The sequence below is a fragment of the Agarivorans sp. QJM3NY_30 genome (assembly GCF_050870855.2).
In the GTDB taxonomy this organism is placed as follows: domain Bacteria; phylum Pseudomonadota; class Gammaproteobacteria; order Enterobacterales; family Celerinatantimonadaceae; genus Agarivorans.
Genome location: NZ_CP194038.2, coordinates 1,695,586 through 1,715,536 on the forward strand (window position 1 = coordinate 1,695,586; position 19,951 = coordinate 1,715,536).

A 19,951-nucleotide genomic window follows, 5' to 3' on the forward strand; every position below is an offset into this window, starting at 1 on the left:
CAACCTGTCTGTTAAGTTGACGCTATAGGCTAAAGCGCAACAGACAAACCTCAATATCGACACTGTATGTCATTCTGAATATTGTTCTGCGGGAAACAAATTAAGTATTTGGGAAACATATAGATGTTATCTGCGACTGAAGAACTAAAAATTCGCGCCAAGCTTTGGCTTAAAAAGTCACCGGACACAGCTGAACACCGCTCACTATTAGCCTTAAGCAGGGGTAATCCGCCACAACTCAAACATGCCTTGTTGTTATTGGCGCGCCAAGCTGGATTTAAAGACTGGCAGCAGGCCCAGTTGATACTCAGTTGTGAGCAATCCCTAACCCGCCACCAGGATGCGGGTAAGTTTTGGCATGCCAAACCCTGCCTGAGTCTGCTCAATCACTGGTGTGCCTCTTATTCTGAAGCACTACACTTGCAAGTATCGCAGGGTGGCGTGTTGCTGCCTTATAAAACCCAGTATGTATTGGCTCAAGAGGTGTATCTGCAAGCTTTAGGCATGCGGGTCAGCGACCCGCTGTGGGCAGAACTTAACTACAACTGGTGCCAAGGCCCACAAGCACTTCGGCAAGCGCTTGCTTATCAACGCTTATTGGCGCAACAAACGGAATGTTATCGAGCGTGTTAGCTATTTATTAAAGTGTAATTAGTTACAGCTTTTGGCGGTATAAAGCCTTATTATTTATCGGTAATTTGTCTATGTACCGCGAGTTTGGCTCGCAATTTTATAAGGAAAGCTCAATGTCTAAGAAAATCTACTGCGTTGCGATGTTTAAACCTAAAGCAGGTAAAGAGAATGAGTTATTTAAGGTGCTGCAAGCTTTAGAACCTAATGCTGCGCGTGAAGATGGCTGTATCCAGTATACGGTGACACGGAAAATCGATAATCCTTTCGCGCCTGCCGACGGTTATCCAATTGCCTTTCACGAAATTTGGGCCGATCAAACCAGCTTTGAGGCGCACTGTGAGCGCCAGGAAATTCAAGATTTCTTTCAAACCCATTGTGTGGCCGAAACTGGCTTGGTGGAAGATGCGCTGGTACGTGCTTATAGTGATGAACCAGCCGATTTTGATGCGCCTATACTGGCTTAACTGCTGTATATTTAGAGCATCAAGTCTTAATTAACAGACTTTATAACATTCGGGGAGATGACGTATTGGTCGACATCTCCCTTGTTGTTTGGCTAGTTATCTGGTTGAGGGACTTCCTCCGCCATGGCCTGTTTGCGGGTCGCGGCGCTGGGAAGGCGAGTGACCAGATAGATCCCTGAACAGACCAACGCTAAAGCCAGTAAATATTTCCATTCTAAAATCGATTCATTTAAAAATAATGCTGAAAGCATGCTGCCAAATACTGGGATCAAAAAGTTAAACACGGTGATCATGGCTACTGAATTGTATTTGAGTAAAGTACTCCAAAGTGCAAAGGCAGCCGAAGATAACAAGGCCAAATAAAAAAGTAATAGACTGCTAGCAAGGTCAAACTGGCCAAGTTTTCCACCAAAGGCGAAACCCAAGGCGAGTAATACTAAGCCACCAATTGCTAATTGCCAGGCTGTCATCAGCATTGCGTCGATCTCTTGAGAGATTTTTTTGCCATAGATAGAGGCCGCCGCGAGGATAAACGCTGCCAAAACAATGGAGCCTTCACCCGCCAGGCTGAATTCAAAATTGAGTAATGACCCATTAAAATTAACCAAAAAGACCCCCGCAAAACCAACCAAGCAACCAATAGACTTGCGATGACTTAAACGATCATTTTTATAGATGAAGTGCGCTAGAATCACGCTAAAAAAGGTCCCGGTAGCATTCAAAATCGACGCTTTTACACCGCTCGCAAAGGCGAGGCCAATATAGAAGAAAACATATTGGAAACTGGTTTGACTTACACCGAGTAGTGCAATTTGTCGCATTTTCTTGATGCTCATCCCAAAACGATGTTTACCCATGATGCGGGCGAGTATCAGTAATAAGATACCGGCTAGCAGGAAGCGCTCACCAGCAAATACCATTTGTGAAGCGATGTCATGGGGGGCGATGGCCAATAATTGGTAGCCAGTTTTAATGGCGGGATAGGCACTGCCCCATAGTAGGGTACATAAAATGGCTAAGCCAAATACAACCGGACGACGGGTAAAGAAAATAGCGGGTGTGTGGATCATGAATTGTTAACCTTAGCCAAATCACAAGGCTCATCAGCCAGTTTTGCTGGCTCGAGCGTCCAACAACTTTGTTGATGAGAAAATCAAGCCAAGCACTATAGCTTATTTGTAGTATTTTATCTCGATAGATTTAGTTTATCAGCGGAAATATTTCATAGTTGAAGTGTATATTTGGGCTTCAATAACCGATATATCTATGTTTCTGTATCTTCGATCCACCGTGCTTTGGGAAGCGCCGCTCGTTCGCGCTCACGCGATGTGGGGTCCGCATGTTGCCCCCTATATGGCATAACACTCGCCCCAACCGCGAAATTAATTCTGGCGTGCGGTATCTACTTATTATTTAACATCAGTAGCTTGGCGCCAAATCCAATAAACACTAAGCCTGTGATGCTCTTGAGTAGACCTTGAAACAAGCCTTTATTCACCATGCTGGAGAGTTTCGACATCAATACTACTAGTGAAGAGAACCAAAGTAGGGCGATCAAAGCATGCACCGTGACCAGTAACAAGGCATAAACAATGGCTTGCTGGTGATTTGGAATAAATTGGGGAAAAGCCGCAAGATAGAACATCGAAACTTTGGGATTGAGAGCGTTGGTTAAAAAACCTTCCCAAAATGCGCTGCGCTTAGTTAGTGTTGTGAGCGGGGAACTGAGTGTAGTTGCGTCTTCAGATGATGACGGTTTTGGCTTATAGGCCGCCCATAGCGACTTTAGCCCTATCCAAGTGAGATAGATTGCGCCGACAATTTTGAGCAGCATAAACGCGGTCGCAGATTGATATAGCAGCGCGGCAAGTCCAAAAATGGAAACACATCCATGCAGATAGAAAGCCGCAACAAAACCAGCGATATTTAAAAAGCCAGCTTTTTTACCGGATGTAGGAACCGTTTTTGCTATCAATAAACCGTTGGGGCCCGGGGAGATCACCAAGAGACTGGTGACGACAATAAAACTGAATAGCTGAATATATTCCAAAAGGTACTCCTTGCGTGTTGTATGACCAACAATCAAGACAAATCAGTTGATGTCTTTGAATGGGATGCTGATTGCATGAGACGAAGATTAAAACAAAATAAGCAAGAATTGTGCAATAAATAATTCTTGGGTGTTCGGTGAAGTGTCGATGGGCAACTTACAGCAAACGATTAAACAAAATAGAAGGTTTGGTTTTGCTGCGTTACATCTGTGGCTTAAGATTGGCGTTTTGTTAAAAAGACTTGTCTGCTAGTGATGTCGTCATCTGCAGGGGCTACCGCTTCGATTTTAACTTTACCTTGAAACTCGACTTTAATTTTTACTTCTTTGTTACTAGTATGGAGCCTTATCACTATGTGCAAGGATTTGCAGTGCCAGCCTGTCGACCAATTATTATCTTATTTTTGTTTTTATTTCAGTTCGTTGTTCTTAATTCGTCTCAGGCCGCCGAGTCGCCATTTTGGCGAGTGAGCACTGTGCCACAGTGGGTGGTACAACATCCGGCAGTCGCCAGTAAAGTTTCAGATAAAAGGCTACCGTCGGCTAATTTTTTAGTCACCGATACCCAAGTGAATCTAAAAACCAAGCAGGTTCATTTTTATCGGCATCTTCGTTTGCAAGTGAATGATGTTAGGGGAATAGAAGATAACTCGGATATTAAAATCACCTTCAATCCTGATTTTCAACGCATAGAATTACACCATATTGAAATTCATCGTCAGCATCACAAGCTCAATCGCTTGTTTACTAAAGATATTCGTTTAATTGATTTGGAAACGGAACAACACAATAAACTCTATTCAGGGGAAAAGCAGTTACAGTTATGGCTAAAAGACGTTCGCGCAGGTGACATTATTGATTATAGTTTTAGCGTGATTGGCGAAAATCCAGTCTTTGCAGGCAACTTTAGCCAAACTTTTGGTTTGGGCTGGAGAGATAATGTTGCCCAGGTTTGGGTTAGCGTTGTCAGTCCGAAGGCCCGACCGCTCTCTACCCAAGTGGTGAATTTGGATACCAAGGTTAAAGTTGAGTCGTTGGCCAATGCTTTGCGTTATTCGGTTCATCTTGAAGATGTTCCCGCTTATGATGAAGATGGTCAGGCTCCCAGTTGGGATAATGTCTATCCTTTTTGGCAAGTCACTAGCTTTCAAACATGGCAAGAAGTGTCTAACTGGGCAGAGCAGTTATTTAATTTGCCAGAAGATGACTCTCCTGCATTTACAAAGTGGCTAGCCGACTTAAAGACAAAGCCCACTCAATTAGCGATTGAAAAAGCGATTGCCTTTGCGCAGCAAGAGGTCCGTTATTTGGGGATTGAAATTGCCGAAAATTCTCACCGCCCCCATCAACCTTCGCAAGTGTTTGATAATCGTTATGGTGACTGTAAGGACAAATCTTTACTGTTGGTTCGCGCCTTAAGAGCCATTGGCGTCGAAGCTTACCCGGTTTTAGTCTCTAGTTATAAACGCAATACTATTGGCGATTCCTTACCCAGCTATAACGCTTTTAATCATGCCATCGTGCGTATGACCTACCAAAACCGGCAGTACTGGATTGATCCAACGAATGCTTATCAAGCATCGCAGCTACAAACGATTGTGCCTGCTAACTTCGGCCAAGCTTTAGTGATTGCTCCTGGAAATACCGGCTTAACGACAATGCCTGAGTTAAATGCTAGTGATAACTTAGTGGATGTATCCGAAACCTTTCGCGCCGCCGATTACCAATCGCCGGTTCTATTGACGGTGAATAGTGTTTTTACAGGTACCGAAGCGGAACGCATTCGTTATGACATGGCGAATCAATCGATAAAACGTTTGTCTCAGGCTTATTTGGAATACTACCAACGCTATTATCCTGCGCTAAGAGCCCTGCAAGATATTAATATTAATGATGACAAAATAAGTAATCGCATTGAAGTGAAAGAGCACTACGTGTTAGATGATTTTTGGAGATTGGAACAAGCGGATGCGGTGTTCAGTTTGTATTCAAGTAGTTTGGACTATTACTTGAGGGTTCCCAAAAAAATAGACCGCCGCCAAGCTTATGCGCTTGGCGGGCCGATCACCGTTTCACATCAATCAAAATTGATTTTGCCGTATGATGTTGATTTTAGTGCGCTTAACGATGAGCAGCTGTTCGAAGATGATTATTTTAAATTTAGCGCCACGTTTGATTCCCATTATCGAACGCTTATTTATAAACAGCGTTATCAAAATAAACAAGCCGCAGTTGATGCAAAAGGTGTGCGAGCCTTTGCCAAGTTGATGCGTGAGGCCAGAAAACAATTAGATATTAGTTATAGCATCACCAATGTCACCTCTGATCCGGCTTATCAGTCGATGAATCAATTGGTTAATTTTTTATTAAATAAAAAGCAAGCCACTGAGCAAGGAGAGTGATCATGAAGCATTTGATTATCGGGTTCTTGCTTGTGTTGCTGCAAGCCTGTGCCAGTACTGACGCCGAGCAAACCAATACACAACAGAGAACCTCTGGGCCGGAGTTGAGCACGGGGCAGATGGCTGAACCAGCACCTCGCACAGCAAAGCCAGTTGAATTATATAGCGAGCAATTTTTTCTCAATTTTGAGTCAGCGCTCAATCAACAAACCGAAGACGCGTTATCCAGTAAAATAGATTACGATAAAATGATTGAGTATTTCATCGGCACCAAGGATCTCAACGCCACTGCTAAAGAGAACTTAAACAGATTGTTTTCAACGGTGAGTGAAGGCATGATTACCGGGATGAAGCAAACGCCAGATATGGAGTGGATGTATATCGGCAGTCAAACCGGTAATAATGGCTCTTTTATTAGTTATTACCGCGCGGCTCATCATGACCTTTTGGCTTATTATCAATTCACATGGTTGAACGGTGTTATTGTTGATGTTGTGAATTTAGCTTTAGGTGCGGGGATCTCTAGTGGTTTCGATTTCATACAAGAGAGTTCTCGTACTAATGTTTATTCCCATAAACAGTTAGATAATTTAGGTCTATTTTTTAAATACCTAGAAGACTCTCGCTATAATCAAATGCTACGCACTTATAATCTCATGCCAAAACGCTTTCAGCAGCAAGACTCGATACTTGGGGTTCTGCTACGAGTTCGCGATGATGTACCAAATCGAGAATTACCGGTTGCTTTGAGTCGTTCCTTGGCAAGACACAAGACCATACACCCCCGTTACTTTTTGTATTATTACGAGCAAAAAAAATACGAACTCGCCTTGGCATGTTTAGCCGCATACCCTGAGCCAGTGGTTAAGGATGTTCGAATTCAGGTGGAAATGGCTAGTTTACAAGATGCTCTAGGTGAGTCTCAATTGGCGGAAACCATGCTGGTTGACAGCATTCTTAAGCAGCCTTATCAACCTGATGCATACTTAGCGTTGCTCCATCTGTCAATGAAAACCCAGCAGAATGAACAAGCAGAACTGTTACTCAAAGTCTTATATGACCGTTTTTCGGTGGCTTACAGTAAGCAATCTCTGTTAGAGCTAGAGGCAGGCAATTCGTTTATAACAACGGCCAACTATCAACGTTACGCTAAATATATAAATTAGTGCTGAAGTGCTGGTGTATGAGCCAGCTCAGTCCTGTATAGCATTATCGAGACGGCAAAAGCCAATGGGCTGATACTCTATGATTACATGGTCAAATGTATGAAAGAGCTAGCAAAGCCAGAGCCTGCTCTCGACGCTCTGTTGCCCTGGAACTTCTCACACTAAAATGGCCCGTGGGATCGTGGGGCGCGCTTACCCTGGAAATGATCACTCAACAAGATAAAGTCGGATCCAGTGCTGTCGGTCACATGTCAATAGGGGGGTGGTGAACGGTTACGTCCACTTCATCTATAAGGTCATAGAGTTATTTAAACTTATGAGTGTAATTTACTGCTGATGACAAAAGAGAAAACAGCATAAGTGAGAGGTTAAAACACCCCACAATTACAATGCCCATCACTATCGTATTATTGTTTCCAAATAGACCGGGTAAACTACTAAAGATAAAACCCATTCCAAATTGCATTATTCCAACTAAAGAGGAGGCTGGACCTGCATTGTTTGGAAAAGCTGACATTGCCAGAGCGGTACTATTTGCAGCTATTAGTGGCACCATGCCAACACAAAAAAATAGAGGAATCATTGTGTAGATTAACGATGATGATGATAAAGATAGCATTAATAATACAGAAAAAATTACGCTAAAAATCATTGACATCTTCAGTATCTGAGTAAGCGTGTAGCGTGATAATAACAGTCTATTAATTTGGCTGAAAACAACTATGCCACAGGCGATAACACCAAATGCAAATCCATATTGAGTTTCGTTTAATTGGTAGATCTTCATAAACAAATCTGGAGATGCTGCGATAAAGGTAAACATTACTGAAACGGCTAAAGAGCTAATAAGACATGGGATCAAGAAAGCTTTAACTTTCAGAATGTTGATAAACTGTCTGGCAATATCATTGACAGAAATATTTTTTCTTTCGTTATACACCAAAGTTTCTGGGATATAACGTAACGTCGTATATAAGCAAAAGAAACTGAAAACAGATAATAATAAGAACACAGATTGCCAAGCAAAATGGCTTATTAAGAAGCCACCTGAAATAGGAGCAAGTACGGGGCCTATTCCTTGCATCACCATCATCGTTGATAGTGCTTGAGCACTTTGTTTCTGATCGAATAAATCTTGAATGATTACCCTACTCATTACCATTCCGGCAGCTCCACCAATGCTTTGTATAAACCGAAGCACAATGAAAAGCTCATAGTTAGTGGTAAACATTATGAGTACTGATGCTATAAAGAAAATGGCAATCCCAGTTATTACGGGAGTCTTTCTTCCCCAACGATCTGATATTGGTCCGTATAACAGTTGTCCGACAGCTAACCCTAAAAAAAATATAGAAAGGCTTAATTGTAAGCTTGGTGTCGAAGTATTCAGAGTTTCGGCCATAGCAGCAAACCCAGGCAAATACATGTCTGTAGCGAATGGTGCAAAGGCGGTTAGCATTGCTAAAACCAGTATGATGGCCTTATGATTAACTTTATTCGTTGATTCTATATACATAATAATTAGGGGCTTCCAAGAAAATAGTCTGCCAGTATCGATGTACTGGCAGAACTTAGGTTTATGGGAAAATTAACTGTTTATCGGGTAGAGATATATCCACGGTATTGAGTTAAATGATCTGATTCCGGTCTATCAAGTAAGAATTCCCCAACAAAATCTTTATAAGGTTCGATGTATGGGAATTGGTCATATTCCGCCCAAGAAGGTTTCTTAATCTTATCTTTTACTTCAGACATAGCCTTTTCCCACTGCTTACTACTGTCAAACCAAATTTCAGCTACCCTCTGGAACGGACTGGTTCGTGGAGTGTTCAGTACACGACTTGATATAATTCGGTTTACTTCTGGTAACTTAGCAAGTTCTTTAGCAAAAGATTCTTTAAACCATTTGTCACCTTCTTCTTGGCTAATTCCGTCTGGATATTTAAACGCAATCGTCCAACGGTAGTTAGGACCATCTTCAATAGTACGGTCGCTGCCTTTAATATCGTCTTCCCAGAACATTGGTAGGAAAACAAATACAGTAGGGTGGTAGCCTTCTCTGCTCCCCATCCAAGTTGATGGACGAAGTTCACCATCGCTAGGTTGGCGTGTGAGTTCCAAATATTCCTTTGAATAAACTTCGCTAAAAGCTAGGCCGTTTGGTGTGGCTGAATCACTAGTGTTAAAAGGGTTTAATAACCAATAATGTTCAGTCATTATCCAGTTGTACGTACCATAATCTTCACCGTTTTTTGGAACAGGGAGCGCCCGGTAAGTTGCATATTTAGTTACATACGGCATGAATTGCGAAATGCTATCGGGCACATGATATTTGTATAGCCAACGGTATGCAGCAGGTAAATCACTATCATCTCTTACAGATACCATAATCATACTGCGCATTGGCGTAACTTGAACTGGATTAGCCTTTTGAACTTTTTGCGTAGCTTCATTAGACGGCTCTGCATTTACCCAGCCGTTCATACAGAAAATAGAGGATAGAAGTAGCGCAGATAAACCTAGTTTAGAAATAGACATAAAATGTACTCTTTGGTGTATTGGAACTACTTATTAGTATATTTCCGTATCATTAATATAAAAAATATATTATTTTTATCTGTGTGATATATTAATTTTATTTAATACTTTTAAAGTAGAGAGATTTGAAGTGGATATTAAACAGTTGAAGTATTTTGCATGTGTGGCTGAAGAGCTACACTTTGGAAAGGCTGCGGAAAAATTACATATTGTTCAACCCGCGTTAAGTATTCAAATCAAAAATTTAGAAGAGCACTTAGGAGGAAAACTATTTGTTCGTAATAAGCGAAACGTTGCTCTGACAGATGCTGGTAAAGACATTCTGAGTAAATCATATAAGATAATCAATGCGATGGACGAGTTACTAGAGTATTCAGAGGCGTTATTCAATGGTACAGCGGGGCACATCAATATTTCTTATTCTGGACTTGCTGCTTATACTGGCGTTATGGGAAGTGTCATTGAAACATTTAGACAAATGTATCCAGATATCGCGGTTGGTTTAGAAGAACATGACCCATATGAGCAGCTCCAGATGGTGCAGAATGGTGATATTCATACAGCGTTTATGACGACTATGAAGAAAGACATACCAGCAGGGTTACGATCTCTTCATTTGACTTCGTCACCTTTAACGTTTCTTCTCCCCAAAAATCATCATTTATCTACTAAGGGAATTGAAAATTACCAGCAATTAGAACATGAAGCATTTGTTATATATGCTTCTCCTGATGATACTCAAGCAACTGCGATCATAGAATCAGTGTGCGGCTTCAAACCAATTATTTCTCACAGAGCTTCTTCAGCGTTATTACTACCTTCGTTAGTGAGTGCTGGTTTAGGTATTGCGATTATTCCTAAGGCATTTGAAAAAATATCTTATCAGACAGACACGGTATCACTTCCATTACTTGAGCCACAAAAGATGGACATTAGTCTCATTTTCTTGGATAATGAAAAATCAGAAATAGTTAATAGATTCAAAGAGATAGTGAAAACACTATCTTTAACTTCTCAAGGTTTATCTGATTTATAGAAATGAAGGAATATGTCCGTCTTAGGCATAGTTAAAATGGTGCTTCATGAAAAATCTAGGTGAATAAACTAGACGAGAATAAACTAGACACCCATTCTAAAAACAAAAATCTTTCACACTCTCGATAACCAAGATTACGCTTTTAAATCCCATCATCTTCGCCGAGTAGCGCAAATGAACAAGGGAGCAAAGTTGGAGTCTGTTTGAGCGTAGCGAGTTACTTCAAAAATACATACAAAAATTAACAGCTTAGCACCAGTAAAGGCCCATGGAGGAGCTCAAAAACACCGGGCATCCAACAAGCATTATCGAATGCTTACTTGAAATCCCAAGGTCTATTTGCGCTACGATATGGATGGATAAAGCTTCACCATTCTAAGTGAAACGCCCTGTGCGGAGCCGCATGCAGGGTGTTGTGGGGGCTGGAGGCTAGATACCTCCGGCTACCCGACTAGGTTTTTTGTACCTGGTTTTTGGCAATATTTTTAATGCGTTTATTAGCGCCATTTTCAGATAAGCCTTTCAAAATACTTTCATCAATATTTTGTAACTCTAATAGAGCTTCATGGACAATGGAGTCACCTGAATCCAGGCAACGAGCTTGCAGCTCAAACTCGGCATTGCTACACAATTCCCGTAATAGCCTATAACGTATTGCTTGTTTTAGGGGCCACTTGCCGAACTTACGACTCTCGGTACATACCTTTTCAAATTGGGCATCAGTAATCCATTGACACTTAAGTAATTCAATAGCAGCACTTCCCCCCATAACCACATCCGTATCGTTAAGTGTTAATTCAAGGAATTGCGCTATCTCCTGATCCGTAGCCGAGTCACGAGTTCTTAGCCAATGTATAAATGCGCCATACCGATAATGTTCATACCCTTCATGCCCAGAACTTTCCTGATCTTTAACTTGAGAGGAAAAATATTGTTCTTCTAGCATTCGATATTCAATCCACTTCGTAGGGTAATCCTCCCATTATTAACCGCATTTATTCGTAGAATTCATGCTGCCGTTTTTAGTGGTGGGAACCCTCCATTTGCAAGGTGTGGTCGTTGATGATTGTAGAACCATAACCATTGGGTCGCCCGATCTTGAACATCTTCAAGTGTGTCAAACAAATACTTACTCACTAAGCCAAACCTCATAGTACGGTTGAACCTTTCTATATAGGCGTTTTGTTGTGGGTTTCCTGGCTGAATATAATCGATTCGAATGTCGTGGTTGTTGGCCCATTTAATAAACGCATGGCTAATGAACTCAGGACCATTGTCGCAGCGGATCGCAACAGGTTTGGTTCGTTGTTCGATGAGCTGCTCTAAGATCCGAGTGACTCGTACTGTGGGCATTGAAAAATCAGGTTCTGACGCCAGACCTTCACGTTTGTAATCATCTATCACATTGAATAAACGGTACTTCCGGCCATCAGATAGCTGATCATGCATAAAGTCCACGGACCAAACTTGGTTTGTTTTAATCGGCTCTTTAAGAGGCTCTGGCGTATGGCGATTCAGGCGTCGTTTTGGCCTAATACGTAAGTTTAGAGCCAATTCGCAGTAGATCCGATAAACCCGCTTATGGTTCCATGTATACCCTTTAACGTTCCGCAAATGGTGAAAACACAGGCCAAAGCCCCAGTCAGAGCAGTCTTCACTGTTGCACAGCGTTACTAACTCCTGAGCTATCAACTCATTCTCAGGTTGAAGCTTCGATTTATAGCGATAGCAGGTCTCGCTGATCCCAAACCAATAGCATGCACTTTTAATGCTGATGTGATAGTTCGCCACCGAACGCTGAGCCATCAATCGACGCTCACAGGGCTTCACCACTTTTTTGCCATCGCCTCTGAGATCACCTCTGCTTTAAGGCGTTCTTCCGCATACATCTTTTTAAGCCGTCGATTTTCATCTTCGAGTTCTTTCATCCGCGCCATAAGGGATGCGTCCATACCGCCGTATTTCGAACGCCACTTGTAAAAGGTTGCGTTGCTCATTCCATGCTCACGACAGAGCTCAGGAACAGGTGTACCAGCCTCAGCCTGCTTGAGAATAGATAAGATCTGACTGTCCGTGTAACGTGACTTTTTCATGTTGAATCTCCTGTATTTACTATACGAGAAAATTCTACTTTTGCATGGGATTAATTTTCGGGGGGATTACCGGTAAGGGTTTCGCGCCGTTCAACCTGTCTTAGCTAAACTCGCCTTGGGAAAACGAACAAGGCTTTGGCCCCGCTAACATCAACAGCGTTATTTACTATAGAAAGGAGCATCGGGCTTGTTCAACACCCGAATAAGGTGTCGGCTGCGCGACACCTATTCTTATTGTTAACTGCACTTTTTCGCAATGACTAAACCATGATTACTACTACCAAGTAATGATGGTTCCGCACACGTGGAAAGGTGATACTTCAGCCAAGCTTGATACTGCTTTTCGTTAAGCTGGTTGACCTCTTGATCAATAAAGCGAACATAACCATCCGTTGCAATATGGTTTTCGACACAAAACCCCGTTTGAACTGCGAGAGATTCAATTTCGGATGGTTTAGCAAAGTAACCTGTTCTAAAAAATGGATCTACGGCAGGTGAAGTCACTAAACCACTTTCATTTAACTCACTTAACATAGTTGGCAAAACTAAATCGCTGGACATTTTTGCGAGCAAACCTGCAACAAAGAACCGGCTGATATAAGCTATTGCAACTATGCCGTTTGGTTTTAAAACTCGATTAGCTTCTTTCAACACCGCTTCTCGGTCTAACTTTGATTGTATGTGATAAAGCGGTCCTAAAATTAATACGACATCTTGGGTGTTATTCTCTATAAAGCTTACGTCCGTTGCATTTGCTTCGTAGACAGACAAACTCAAAGATTGGCGTTTTGCATTATTATTAAGTTGTTCGACTAATTCAGGAACTAGCTCAACAGCTGTTACATTAATCCCTTGCTGAGCATAATGAAGTGAATAACGACCAGTCGCAGCACCAAGCTCTGTTAAATTGCATGAAGGATCTATATAAGACTCCAACATACTCAATGTTGTATCAAACTCAATACGCGTAATATTTTGAGAAAGAAGACGCTTCTCTTCATCAAACTTTGCGTAGTACTCCATATATTCTTCTTGCACGACTTCCTCCTGAGATAATAAACTAAACACCCATTCTAAAAACAAAAATCTTTCACACTCTCGATAGCCAAGATTACGCTTTTAAATCCCATCATCTTCGCCGAGTAGCGCAAATGAACAAGGGATCAAAGTTGAAGTCTGTTTGAGCGTAGCGAGTTACTTCAAAAATACATACAAAAATTAACAGCTTAGTACCAGTAAAGGCCCATGGATGAGCTCAAAAACACCGGGCATCCAACAAGCATTATCGAATGCTTACTTGAAATCCCAAGGTCTATTTGCGCTACGAGATGGATGGATAAAGCTTCACTATTCTAAGTGAAACGCCCTGTGCGGAGCCGAATGCAGGGTGTTGTGGGGGCTAGATACCTCCGGCTACCCGATTATGCTTGAATTTCATACAGCTCCACTAACTTACTGATAATCTTTTCTTCGTGCGAACCATTACCTTCAATGCGGTCTAGACGATTACGTAAGAGATTGAACTCACTTTCTGTTTTGATTTTACCGCGTTTGATGACTCGCTGAATTTTAGCATTTTGCTTTTCAAAGTAATCTGGATTTACCGAATTCACAGCTTGGTAAAAAGCGCTAAATGCTTTAGAACGGAAATTTGGTTCGAGGTCCTCAATTAACAACGACAGATCGTTAATACCTTGCTCTAAACCCTTAGCGATTTCGGATTTTGGTGCTGGAAAATTATTGTCATTTACCCAGCCTTTTATTTGATCAATAGATTTAGAAAACCCCTCGATAATTGGAGCCAATTGTTCGCTTCCAATATCAGAAAAAGCCTCTAATACTTTTTGGCATATTGCTAAATTCATATCAAATTTAGTTTTGCGCATATCCCTCGCGGTTCCCCTTTTTGTTAGGCATTTGCGTGATTGTTAACACGAATAGGCCCCATGTGTAACCCGTATACGATTGAGAGATTCCTTTTAGTGTTGTGAAAAAATATCATATAGCCAGTATTATTTGGCTCACCATACTCTTCTTTTTTGCCGTAATATTCCAAAAACCAATTCAGCTTCTCTGCCTTTTTCTTCTCACTGCCGTTAAATCGTTCTGTGAGGTAGTTTACATATGAAATCCTATCATTCGCAAAGCCGACGTGAATACGCGTCACGCCTTTTTCAACAACAAAAGAATAATCTATATCTTTTTCATCCGAATCTTCTCTTATATCTACTGATGAAAAAGCTGACAGCTTGCTGAAGACTTCATCTGGAATTGAGTCCAAGTCTATGACTGGGAATTCTGGTTCAAATTTTTCTTTCTTGAAGAAACTAAACATAGGGTTGCCTATATATTTTTGTCCCAGCGAACGCAGTGAGCGATTACAGCGGCTTGTTATATGCCATTCAGCTTCCTTAATTACTGGAATTTTAGCTAGCCATAACGCCTACCACATACTGAATACACTGCAACACATTTCAACATTGATGGCTATTTTTCACTTCATGAGTGTTTTCATAGTCACACTGACAAGTTTCGTAGTCAAAACTTCCGCCCCGATCCAAGCAGCTATCAACACCTAAATCGTCACATGAACAAGTGAGTGCTATTAATGTATTTTTCACTCAAACTCCGGTGGCATATAACGCCAAATTAAGGTGTGAACAACGCAGACACCTTACTTAAATCATTGTGCCATAAACACTAAACTGGCTAGAAGTGAAAGCGCCAAGCGTTGTGAATCTCTCTTAAATTTATTGTGTACGCCCAGCATGGGCATGAACTAATGAGGTGAAAGTCCTCTGTAGGAAGGTCACCGTTTAATAATATTTTGATTATTAAACGCTAACTACTAGCGAATGGCAAGGGCATTGCCGCGAGGGAATGTCTGAAGGAAGCCGGACGTCTTTTTATCTAAAGAGAGGGCGAACTGATGAACAAGAACATCATATGAGGCGTAGGCTGGAGGCGAGTTGGCACAAGACAACGAAGCCATGTGATCTAACGGCCACCGTAAATGATGCAGCAGTGCAGAGAAAAGAGAAAGTGCATGTTCTACTTCTTATAAACAAAGAGTGGGAGATCTGCTTAACAAGCGATTGTTTAACTCACGCTATGGCGATTTAAGCAGACGGCGTTTTTAGATAAAGAGCCCAATGCCGCTTTATTGTGTAATGGTTGGGACATGATGAAGGCCTGAACCTGAAAATCAATGAGGAGCCTGTGCAGCTCATTGTCTCCGTATCCGACCGGACTGAGGAGTCATGGCGCAAAAACAGAAGCCATCATTGGAATGCAAAGGAGCTAATCGGCCGTTGTATTTTAACCGTTTTCAGGAAACGCCCTGTGCGGAGCCGCATGCAGGGTGTTGTGGGGGCTGGAGGTTAGATACCTCCGGCTACCCGATTATGTTTCTCTTTTACCAAAACGGCCACCATGAAAAGAATGTTTGTCGACGAACGTTTTTAATGTCGGCAGTAGTAAATGGAACATCTGATACACCATTTTGTGAAGCCAACGAACCTGTAATATAGCGTCCGCCGCGAACTACCATCTTGGGATAGACTGAACCATCATTTAGTTTCACATCAATCCAGTGGCAATCCATTTTCATTTCAGCACCCAATTTACTTAATAAGTGCTGAGGTATTTCAATTTTACTCATTGCCATCCTTGAGGAGCGTAGCGACGAGTTAGTGAGCCGCATTGTTATGAATTACGGTACTCACCGATTACCTCAATTTTGCCCACAATATTCTCATTGAGAGTTTCAAGGTCTTCCGCAGGCACCCACCATTCAGTGTGCCGTTTAGCTCCTACACATTTGATTGGATATTGGTCCATAAAGGATTTCTTTACTTCAAACTTTGTCACGTAACCTGCGCCAAAATCCGTAATATTCCATCGAGTAACCTCAATAGCGTATTCTTCACTAGTTACGGGATAGAAAATTGGCTGTTCAGGCAAGCGCGGTGGCCATTTTGTAAAGCCCGACTCGGCTACTAGATCGAGTTCCTTTTGGCCCAAAGGCCTATAACAGGTAACGGTTTCCATTATTTCCTTCGTGATTCATAACATTTTATTAGTGCGCATGCGCGTTTACCTTGTTGGACCAGTGAAAACGCGCACAGTTAACTATCTGTATGTAATGAACTTATCAGTATTCTGCTAAATACACCATCAGGAAAAACGCGCATGCGCGTTTTCCAAACCTATTATCTCAAATCGTAAATATATAACTGATTGATAAAAATGAATAATCTGAATTAGTGCATGTATAAACGCGCAAATTTTTTCACTATTTCCCTTGATATCCTAGGAGTCCAAATAATACCGTATAAAAAAGGCCTTAAGCACAATCTTAAGGCCTTTTCGTTAAGCGCTAATCGCTAAGATTTAACCGCCGCTTTACGTTTCGCAGCCTGGTAGTCGAGTCCGGCCTTGCTGCGCTCCCAAAGGGGGCGTAGCAGTGGACTGAACAGAACCAGCGCGGCGATGCTAATGAAGCTGAGGGTGAGAGGACGTTCCCACAAAAAGCTGAGTTCGCCATCACCAATTAACAGGGCGCGGCGCAGGTTGTCTTCGAGCATGCCGCCGAGAATAAAGCCGAGTAGCATCGGCGCCATCGGAAAATTCAGCAGGCGTAAACCTAAAGCGGCTACACACACCGCCACCATAATCAAAATGTCCATACTATTGAACGACACCAAATACACTCCGGTGATGGAAAACAGCAGGATCATAGGGACTAAGTAGGGACGTGGAATGTTGAGTAACTTGGCCAAATAGGGGATCAGTGGCAAGTTTAAGATCAACAAAATAATGTTGCCAAAGTACATCGAGATGATGATCGACCAAAATAGGTCAGGGTGTTCGATGTACATGCGTGGGCCGGGTTGGATCCCATAGGCAATCAATGCGCCCAATAATACGGCAGTGGTGCCCGAACCAGGGATCCCAAGCGTGAGTAAAGGGACAAACGAGCCAGTGGAAGCTGCATTATTGGCCGATTCTGGCGCAGCCAGTCCCTTGAGTGAACCTTCACCAAATTTTTTCTTATCTTCTGGCTTGGCAATGTTGCGCTCAACGCCATAAGCCAAAAATGAGGCAATGGTTGCTCCGGCGCCGGGTAATACGCCGACAAAGAAGCCAAGAACAGAGGAGCGTAGGGTCGGGGCGGCAATCTCTTTGATTTCGTCCTTGCTAAGTTTTAAGCTGCCCAGCTCGGCCATCATTTTTTGTTCTTTGCCACTGTTGCCGGGATCTTCAGGTTTGAGTACCGACATCAGCGTTTCGGCGAGGGCAAAAGTGGCCATGGCTAATAGTAAGAAACTGAAACCATCGATTAGATCGAGTTGACCAAAGGTGAAACGTTCTACGCCTTCACTGCGATCAGTTCCCACCGTAGCCAGCATTAAGCCAAGAATGGTCATCATAATTGCTTTTAGTACTTGGCCTTTTCCGGAGAAGGCTGCGACCGCTGATAAACCCAAGACCATCAGCGCGAAGTAGTCGGCGCTTTGAAAGCTTAAGGAGACTGAGGCCAGCGCTGGAGCGGCAACTAGTAGCATTATTGCGCCAAGGGTTCCGCCAGTGAATGAGGCATATGCCGCAACCGCTAAGGCCTTACCTGCCTGGCCTTTTTTAGCCAGCGGGTTGCCGTCGAAGGCGGTCACCACGGTGGCACTACAACCGGGGGCATTAATTAAAATGGAAGATGAGGAAGCACCAAAAATTGCGCCATAGTAGACGCCTGCCATTAAAATTAAACCCGATGAAGGCTCTAAGCTGTAGGTGAGGGGGATCATCAAGGCGATGGCGGTAATCGGGCCAAGGCCTGGCAGCATGCCGATAAAGGTACCGACTAAACAGCCAACCACCACCATCATTAGGTTCATTGGCATGATTGCGGTGCCAAGTCCGGCTAAAATTCCGTCTAACATGTGTTACTCCTTGCGACTGGTTTACGTTTAAGCATTAAACCAGTGCCATAGCTGTCCAGGTTCCAGATAAATATCTAATATTTGAGTCAATAGCGCCCAAAATACCAGGGTAAAGATCACTGCGACCATGATTGCTTTTTTATGCTTGGTTTCGCCCATCAGGCGAAAACTGAGCACTAAGAAAAAAATCGTGGCGAGTACAAAACCCAACCAGTTCACGAACCAGCCGTAGGCGAACATCACTGCCAGCAATTTTGTTACTGCCTGCCATTGGGTGTGCTTAAGACTGGTGAGTAGATCTTGACCTCCGCCGATAATTAGCGCCAGAGAACACACAAGGCCGCTAATGGCTAAAAACTGTGGCAGAGTTCGCGGAGTAAAGGGTTCAAACTCGGCACCGGCAAATAGTTGAATGTCGTAGCTAAAATAGCCGTAAAACAAAGACAGCAGCAAAAACACTAGGCCGCCTATTCGTTGATTGCTAAGTTGCATATCTTGCTCCAGATTAAAAAAGGCCGGTGTCGATTCCGACACCGGTGCTTAAGCGAGTGTTTGGCTTAAGCAAAAGATTCAGCAAGGGATTTTCTGGCTGAAGTGAAGCTATTTAAGAAACCCTAGTTCTTTCATCAGACTACCGACGATTTTTTCCTGTTGCTCGAGAAAGCCGTAAAATTGGCTGTAGGGAACAAAGTTATTCACCCAGCCATTGCGACTGCGCACGGTTTCCCATTCTGGCGTGTCATACATCGCTTTTAGCTCGTTAGAGAACTTTTCTGCTTGTGCCTGACTAATTCCTGGCGCAGCAAAAAAACCTCGCCAGTTAGCAAATACTGTGTTGTTACCCATCTCTTTGAGGGTGGGGACATTAGGGGCATCTTTAACTCGTTGTTCAGCGGTAATTGCTAAGATCCGAATTTGCTCATTTTTAGCCATCTCTAAGGCCTCACCCAATCCGGTGGAGAGCAGAGCCGTTTCGCCAGAAAGCAAGCCAGCCATAGCTTTTCCGCCCGCATCATAGGCGACATAACGCAATTTCATTGGGTTTAAGCCTTCGTTTTTAATTGCTGCCGCAGCAATTAAGTGATCTAAGCTGCCGCGTGCACTGCCGCCAGCCACTTTGACCTTATTCGGATTGTCTTTAAAATCACTGACCACTTGATCCCAATGGGTATATTTGGAATCGGCACGCACGATTAATGCACCATAATCAGCGATGGTTGCAGCAATCGGTGTTAGGTCGCGAAATGATTGTGGAAAAACCCCCGTTAATGAGCGAACTACAATCGGAGTCGAGTTCACCATTAAGGTGTGATCTTGGGTTTTAGCCGTTTCAATCAGGTGAGCGATGGCTTTTCCGCCGCCACCCCCGCTCATGTTTTGAAAGGATACTTTGTCGATAATGCCCGATTTCATCAGGGCTTCACCAGTGCCGCGGGCGGTGCCGTCCCAACCACCACCGGCGCCGCCGGGAATTAAAAAATGAATTTCTTCAGCTTGTACAATGCTACTTAAACTGGTGGCCAATACTGCGGCCCCTACTAATGTTCTCAATAATTGAATCTTGGCGAACATGTTGGCTCTCCTTGTTCCATAGGGTGTCCAGAAGATCTGAACGTGACTTCGCCAGTTA

At 42.9% G+C, this 19,951-nt stretch carries 19 protein-coding genes and 1 pseudogene; 6 read left to right on the forward strand and 14 right to left on the reverse strand.

The features are described 5' to 3' along the window. The first annotated feature begins 123 nt into the window (after nt 1–123). Complete coding sequence (locus tag ACRRSX_RS07780; protein WP_432453768.1) at nt 124–633, forward strand: hypothetical protein; 510 nt, start codon at nt 124–126, stop codon at nt 631–633. 113 nt (nt 634–746) lie between these two features. Next, nucleotides 747–1,097, forward strand: coding sequence for a putative quinol monooxygenase (locus tag ACRRSX_RS07785; RefSeq protein WP_432453767.1), 351 nt, complete (start codon nt 747–749; stop codon nt 1,095–1,097). A 92-nt stretch (nt 1,098–1,189) separates the two neighbouring features. Here the strand turns inward: ACRRSX_RS07785 and ACRRSX_RS07790 are convergent, their stop codons facing one another. Together ACRRSX_RS07790 and ACRRSX_RS07795 are read right to left on the reverse strand one after the other, a co-directional pair. Then, nucleotides 1,190–2,167, reverse strand: coding sequence for a DMT family transporter (locus ACRRSX_RS07790; RefSeq protein WP_432453766.1), 978 nt, complete (start codon nt 2,165–2,167; stop codon nt 1,190–1,192). Between the two features lie 332 nt (nt 2,168–2,499). After that, nucleotides 2,500–3,147 carry a LysE family translocator gene (locus ACRRSX_RS07795; protein ID WP_432453765.1) on the reverse strand — a complete coding sequence of 216 codons (648 nt, stop codon included), beginning with the start codon at nt 3,145–3,147 and terminating at the stop codon, nt 2,500–2,502. Nucleotides 3,148–3,518: 371 nt separating this feature from the next. On the opposite strand from ACRRSX_RS07795, the gene ACRRSX_RS07800 reads away from it, so the two are divergent. The 3 genes and pseudogenes from ACRRSX_RS07800 to ACRRSX_RS07810 all read left to right on the forward strand — a co-directional run. Then, complete coding sequence (locus ACRRSX_RS07800) at nt 3,519–5,549, forward strand: DUF3857 domain-containing transglutaminase family protein (RefSeq protein WP_432453764.1); 2,031 nt, start codon at nt 3,519–3,521, stop codon at nt 5,547–5,549. Between the two features lie 2 nt (nt 5,550–5,551). Continuing rightward, the gene (locus tag ACRRSX_RS07805) at nt 5,552–6,715 is read left to right on the forward strand and encodes a hypothetical protein (RefSeq protein ID WP_432453763.1); all 1,164 of its coding nucleotides are present in this window, start codon (nt 5,552–5,554) and stop codon (nt 6,713–6,715) included. 21 nt (nt 6,716–6,736) lie between these two features. Then, a pseudogene (locus ACRRSX_RS07810) lies at nt 6,737–6,880 on the forward strand (transposase domain-containing protein); the annotation flags it as partial. A 139-nt stretch (nt 6,881–7,019) separates the two neighbouring features. Here the strand turns inward: ACRRSX_RS07810 and ACRRSX_RS07815 are convergent. Together ACRRSX_RS07815 and ACRRSX_RS07820 are read right to left on the reverse strand one after the other, a co-directional pair. After that, on the reverse strand, nt 7,020–8,231 hold the full coding sequence (locus tag ACRRSX_RS07815) for a multidrug effflux MFS transporter (protein WP_432453762.1): 1,212 nt from the start codon (nt 8,229–8,231) through the stop codon (nt 7,020–7,022). A gap of 80 nt (nt 8,232–8,311) precedes the next feature. Beyond that, entirely contained in the window at nt 8,312–9,253 is a 942-nt protein-coding gene (locus ACRRSX_RS07820) for a hypothetical protein (protein ID WP_432453761.1), read from the reverse strand. A gap of 130 nt (nt 9,254–9,383) precedes the next feature. Here ACRRSX_RS07820 and ACRRSX_RS07825 point away from each other — a divergent pair, with 130 nt between their 5' ends. Beyond that, the gene (locus ACRRSX_RS07825; RefSeq protein ID WP_432453760.1) at nt 9,384–10,289 is read left to right on the forward strand and encodes a LysR substrate-binding domain-containing protein; all 906 of its coding nucleotides are present in this window, start codon (nt 9,384–9,386) and stop codon (nt 10,287–10,289) included. Between the two features lie 451 nt (nt 10,290–10,740). On the opposite strand, the gene ACRRSX_RS07830 is transcribed toward ACRRSX_RS07825, so the two are convergent. From ACRRSX_RS07830 to ACRRSX_RS07875, 10 genes are all read right to left on the reverse strand, one after another. Further along, nucleotides 10,741–11,235 carry a hypothetical protein gene (locus tag ACRRSX_RS07830; RefSeq protein WP_432453759.1) on the reverse strand — a complete coding sequence of 165 codons (495 nt, stop codon included), beginning with the start codon at nt 11,233–11,235 and terminating at the stop codon, nt 10,741–10,743. A gap of 62 nt (nt 11,236–11,297) precedes the next feature. Continuing rightward, nucleotides 11,298–12,382 (reverse strand): IS3 family transposase gene (locus ACRRSX_RS07835; RefSeq protein ID WP_432451743.1). Its coding sequence is split into 2 segments (ribosomal slippage): nt 11,298–12,133 and nt 12,133–12,382, totalling 1,086 coding nucleotides; the frame shifts between segments, so codons are not numbered across the junction. 237 nt (nt 12,383–12,619) lie between these two features. Beyond that, on the reverse strand, nt 12,620–13,420 hold the full coding sequence (locus tag ACRRSX_RS07840; protein ID WP_432453758.1) for a class I SAM-dependent methyltransferase: 801 nt from the start codon (nt 13,418–13,420) through the stop codon (nt 12,620–12,622). A gap of 383 nt (nt 13,421–13,803) precedes the next feature. Continuing rightward, complete coding sequence (locus ACRRSX_RS07845) at nt 13,804–14,268, reverse strand: hypothetical protein (RefSeq protein WP_432453757.1); 465 nt, start codon at nt 14,266–14,268, stop codon at nt 13,804–13,806. Between the two features lie 23 nt (nt 14,269–14,291). Then, complete coding sequence (locus ACRRSX_RS07850) at nt 14,292–14,717, reverse strand: hypothetical protein (protein WP_432453756.1); 426 nt, start codon at nt 14,715–14,717, stop codon at nt 14,292–14,294. Between the two features lie 1,080 nt (nt 14,718–15,797). Continuing rightward, nucleotides 15,798–16,043 (reverse strand): hypothetical protein, encoded by a 246-nt coding sequence (locus ACRRSX_RS07855; RefSeq protein ID WP_432453755.1) that lies wholly within the window; start codon nt 16,041–16,043, stop codon nt 15,798–15,800. 44 nt (nt 16,044–16,087) lie between these two features. Beyond that, entirely contained in the window at nt 16,088–16,432 is a 345-nt protein-coding gene (locus ACRRSX_RS07860; protein ID WP_432453754.1) for a hypothetical protein, read from the reverse strand. 335 nt (nt 16,433–16,767) lie between these two features. Next, on the reverse strand, nt 16,768–18,321 hold the full coding sequence (locus ACRRSX_RS07865) for a tripartite tricarboxylate transporter permease (protein WP_432453753.1): 1,554 nt from the start codon (nt 18,319–18,321) through the stop codon (nt 16,768–16,770). Between the two features lie 27 nt (nt 18,322–18,348). Continuing rightward, nucleotides 18,349–18,813 carry a tripartite tricarboxylate transporter TctB family protein gene (locus ACRRSX_RS07870; RefSeq protein WP_432453752.1) on the reverse strand — a complete coding sequence of 155 codons (465 nt, stop codon included), beginning with the start codon at nt 18,811–18,813 and terminating at the stop codon, nt 18,349–18,351. Between the two features lie 108 nt (nt 18,814–18,921). Further along, nucleotides 18,922–19,893 (reverse strand): tripartite tricarboxylate transporter substrate binding protein, encoded by a 972-nt coding sequence (locus tag ACRRSX_RS07875; RefSeq protein WP_432453751.1) that lies wholly within the window; start codon nt 19,891–19,893, stop codon nt 18,922–18,924. Between the last annotated feature and the right edge of the window lie 58 nt (nt 19,894–19,951).

Coding starts and splice junctions, on each gene's coding strand:
- ACRRSX_RS07780 (WP_432453768.1), top strand. CDS start 124: ATGTTATCTGCGACTGAAGAACTAAAAATTCGCGCCAAGCTTTGGCTT.
- ACRRSX_RS07785 (WP_432453767.1), top strand. CDS start 747: ATGTCTAAGAAAATCTACTGCGTTGCGATGTTTAAACCTAAAGCAGGT.
- ACRRSX_RS07790 (WP_432453766.1), bottom strand. CDS start 2,167: ATGATCCACACACCCGCTATTTTCTTTACCCGTCGTCCGGTTGTATTT.
- ACRRSX_RS07805 (WP_432453763.1), top strand. CDS start 5,552: ATGAAGCATTTGATTATCGGGTTCTTGCTTGTGTTGCTGCAAGCCTGT.
- ACRRSX_RS07815 (WP_432453762.1), bottom strand. CDS start 8,231: ATGTATATAGAATCAACGAATAAAGTTAATCATAAGGCCATCATACTG.
- ACRRSX_RS07820 (WP_432453761.1), bottom strand. CDS start 9,253: ATGTCTATTTCTAAACTAGGTTTATCTGCGCTACTTCTATCCTCTATT.
- ACRRSX_RS07830 (WP_432453759.1), bottom strand. CDS start 11,235: ATGCTAGAAGAACAATATTTTTCCTCTCAAGTTAAAGATCAGGAAAGT.
- ACRRSX_RS07845 (WP_432453757.1), bottom strand. CDS start 14,268: ATGCGCAAAACTAAATTTGATATGAATTTAGCAATATGCCAAAAAGTA.
- ACRRSX_RS07850 (WP_432453756.1), bottom strand. CDS start 14,717: ATGTTTAGTTTCTTCAAGAAAGAAAAATTTGAACCAGAATTCCCAGTC.
- ACRRSX_RS07855 (WP_432453755.1), bottom strand. CDS start 16,043: ATGAGTAAAATTGAAATACCTCAGCACTTATTAAGTAAATTGGGTGCT.
- ACRRSX_RS07860 (WP_432453754.1), bottom strand. CDS start 16,432: ATGGAAACCGTTACCTGTTATAGGCCTTTGGGCCAAAAGGAACTCGAT.
- ACRRSX_RS07865 (WP_432453753.1), bottom strand. CDS start 18,321: ATGTTAGACGGAATTTTAGCCGGACTTGGCACCGCAATCATGCCAATG.
- ACRRSX_RS07870 (WP_432453752.1), bottom strand. CDS start 18,813: ATGCAACTTAGCAATCAACGAATAGGCGGCCTAGTGTTTTTGCTGCTG.
- ACRRSX_RS07875 (WP_432453751.1), bottom strand. CDS start 19,893: ATGTTCGCCAAGATTCAATTATTGAGAACATTAGTAGGGGCCGCAGTA.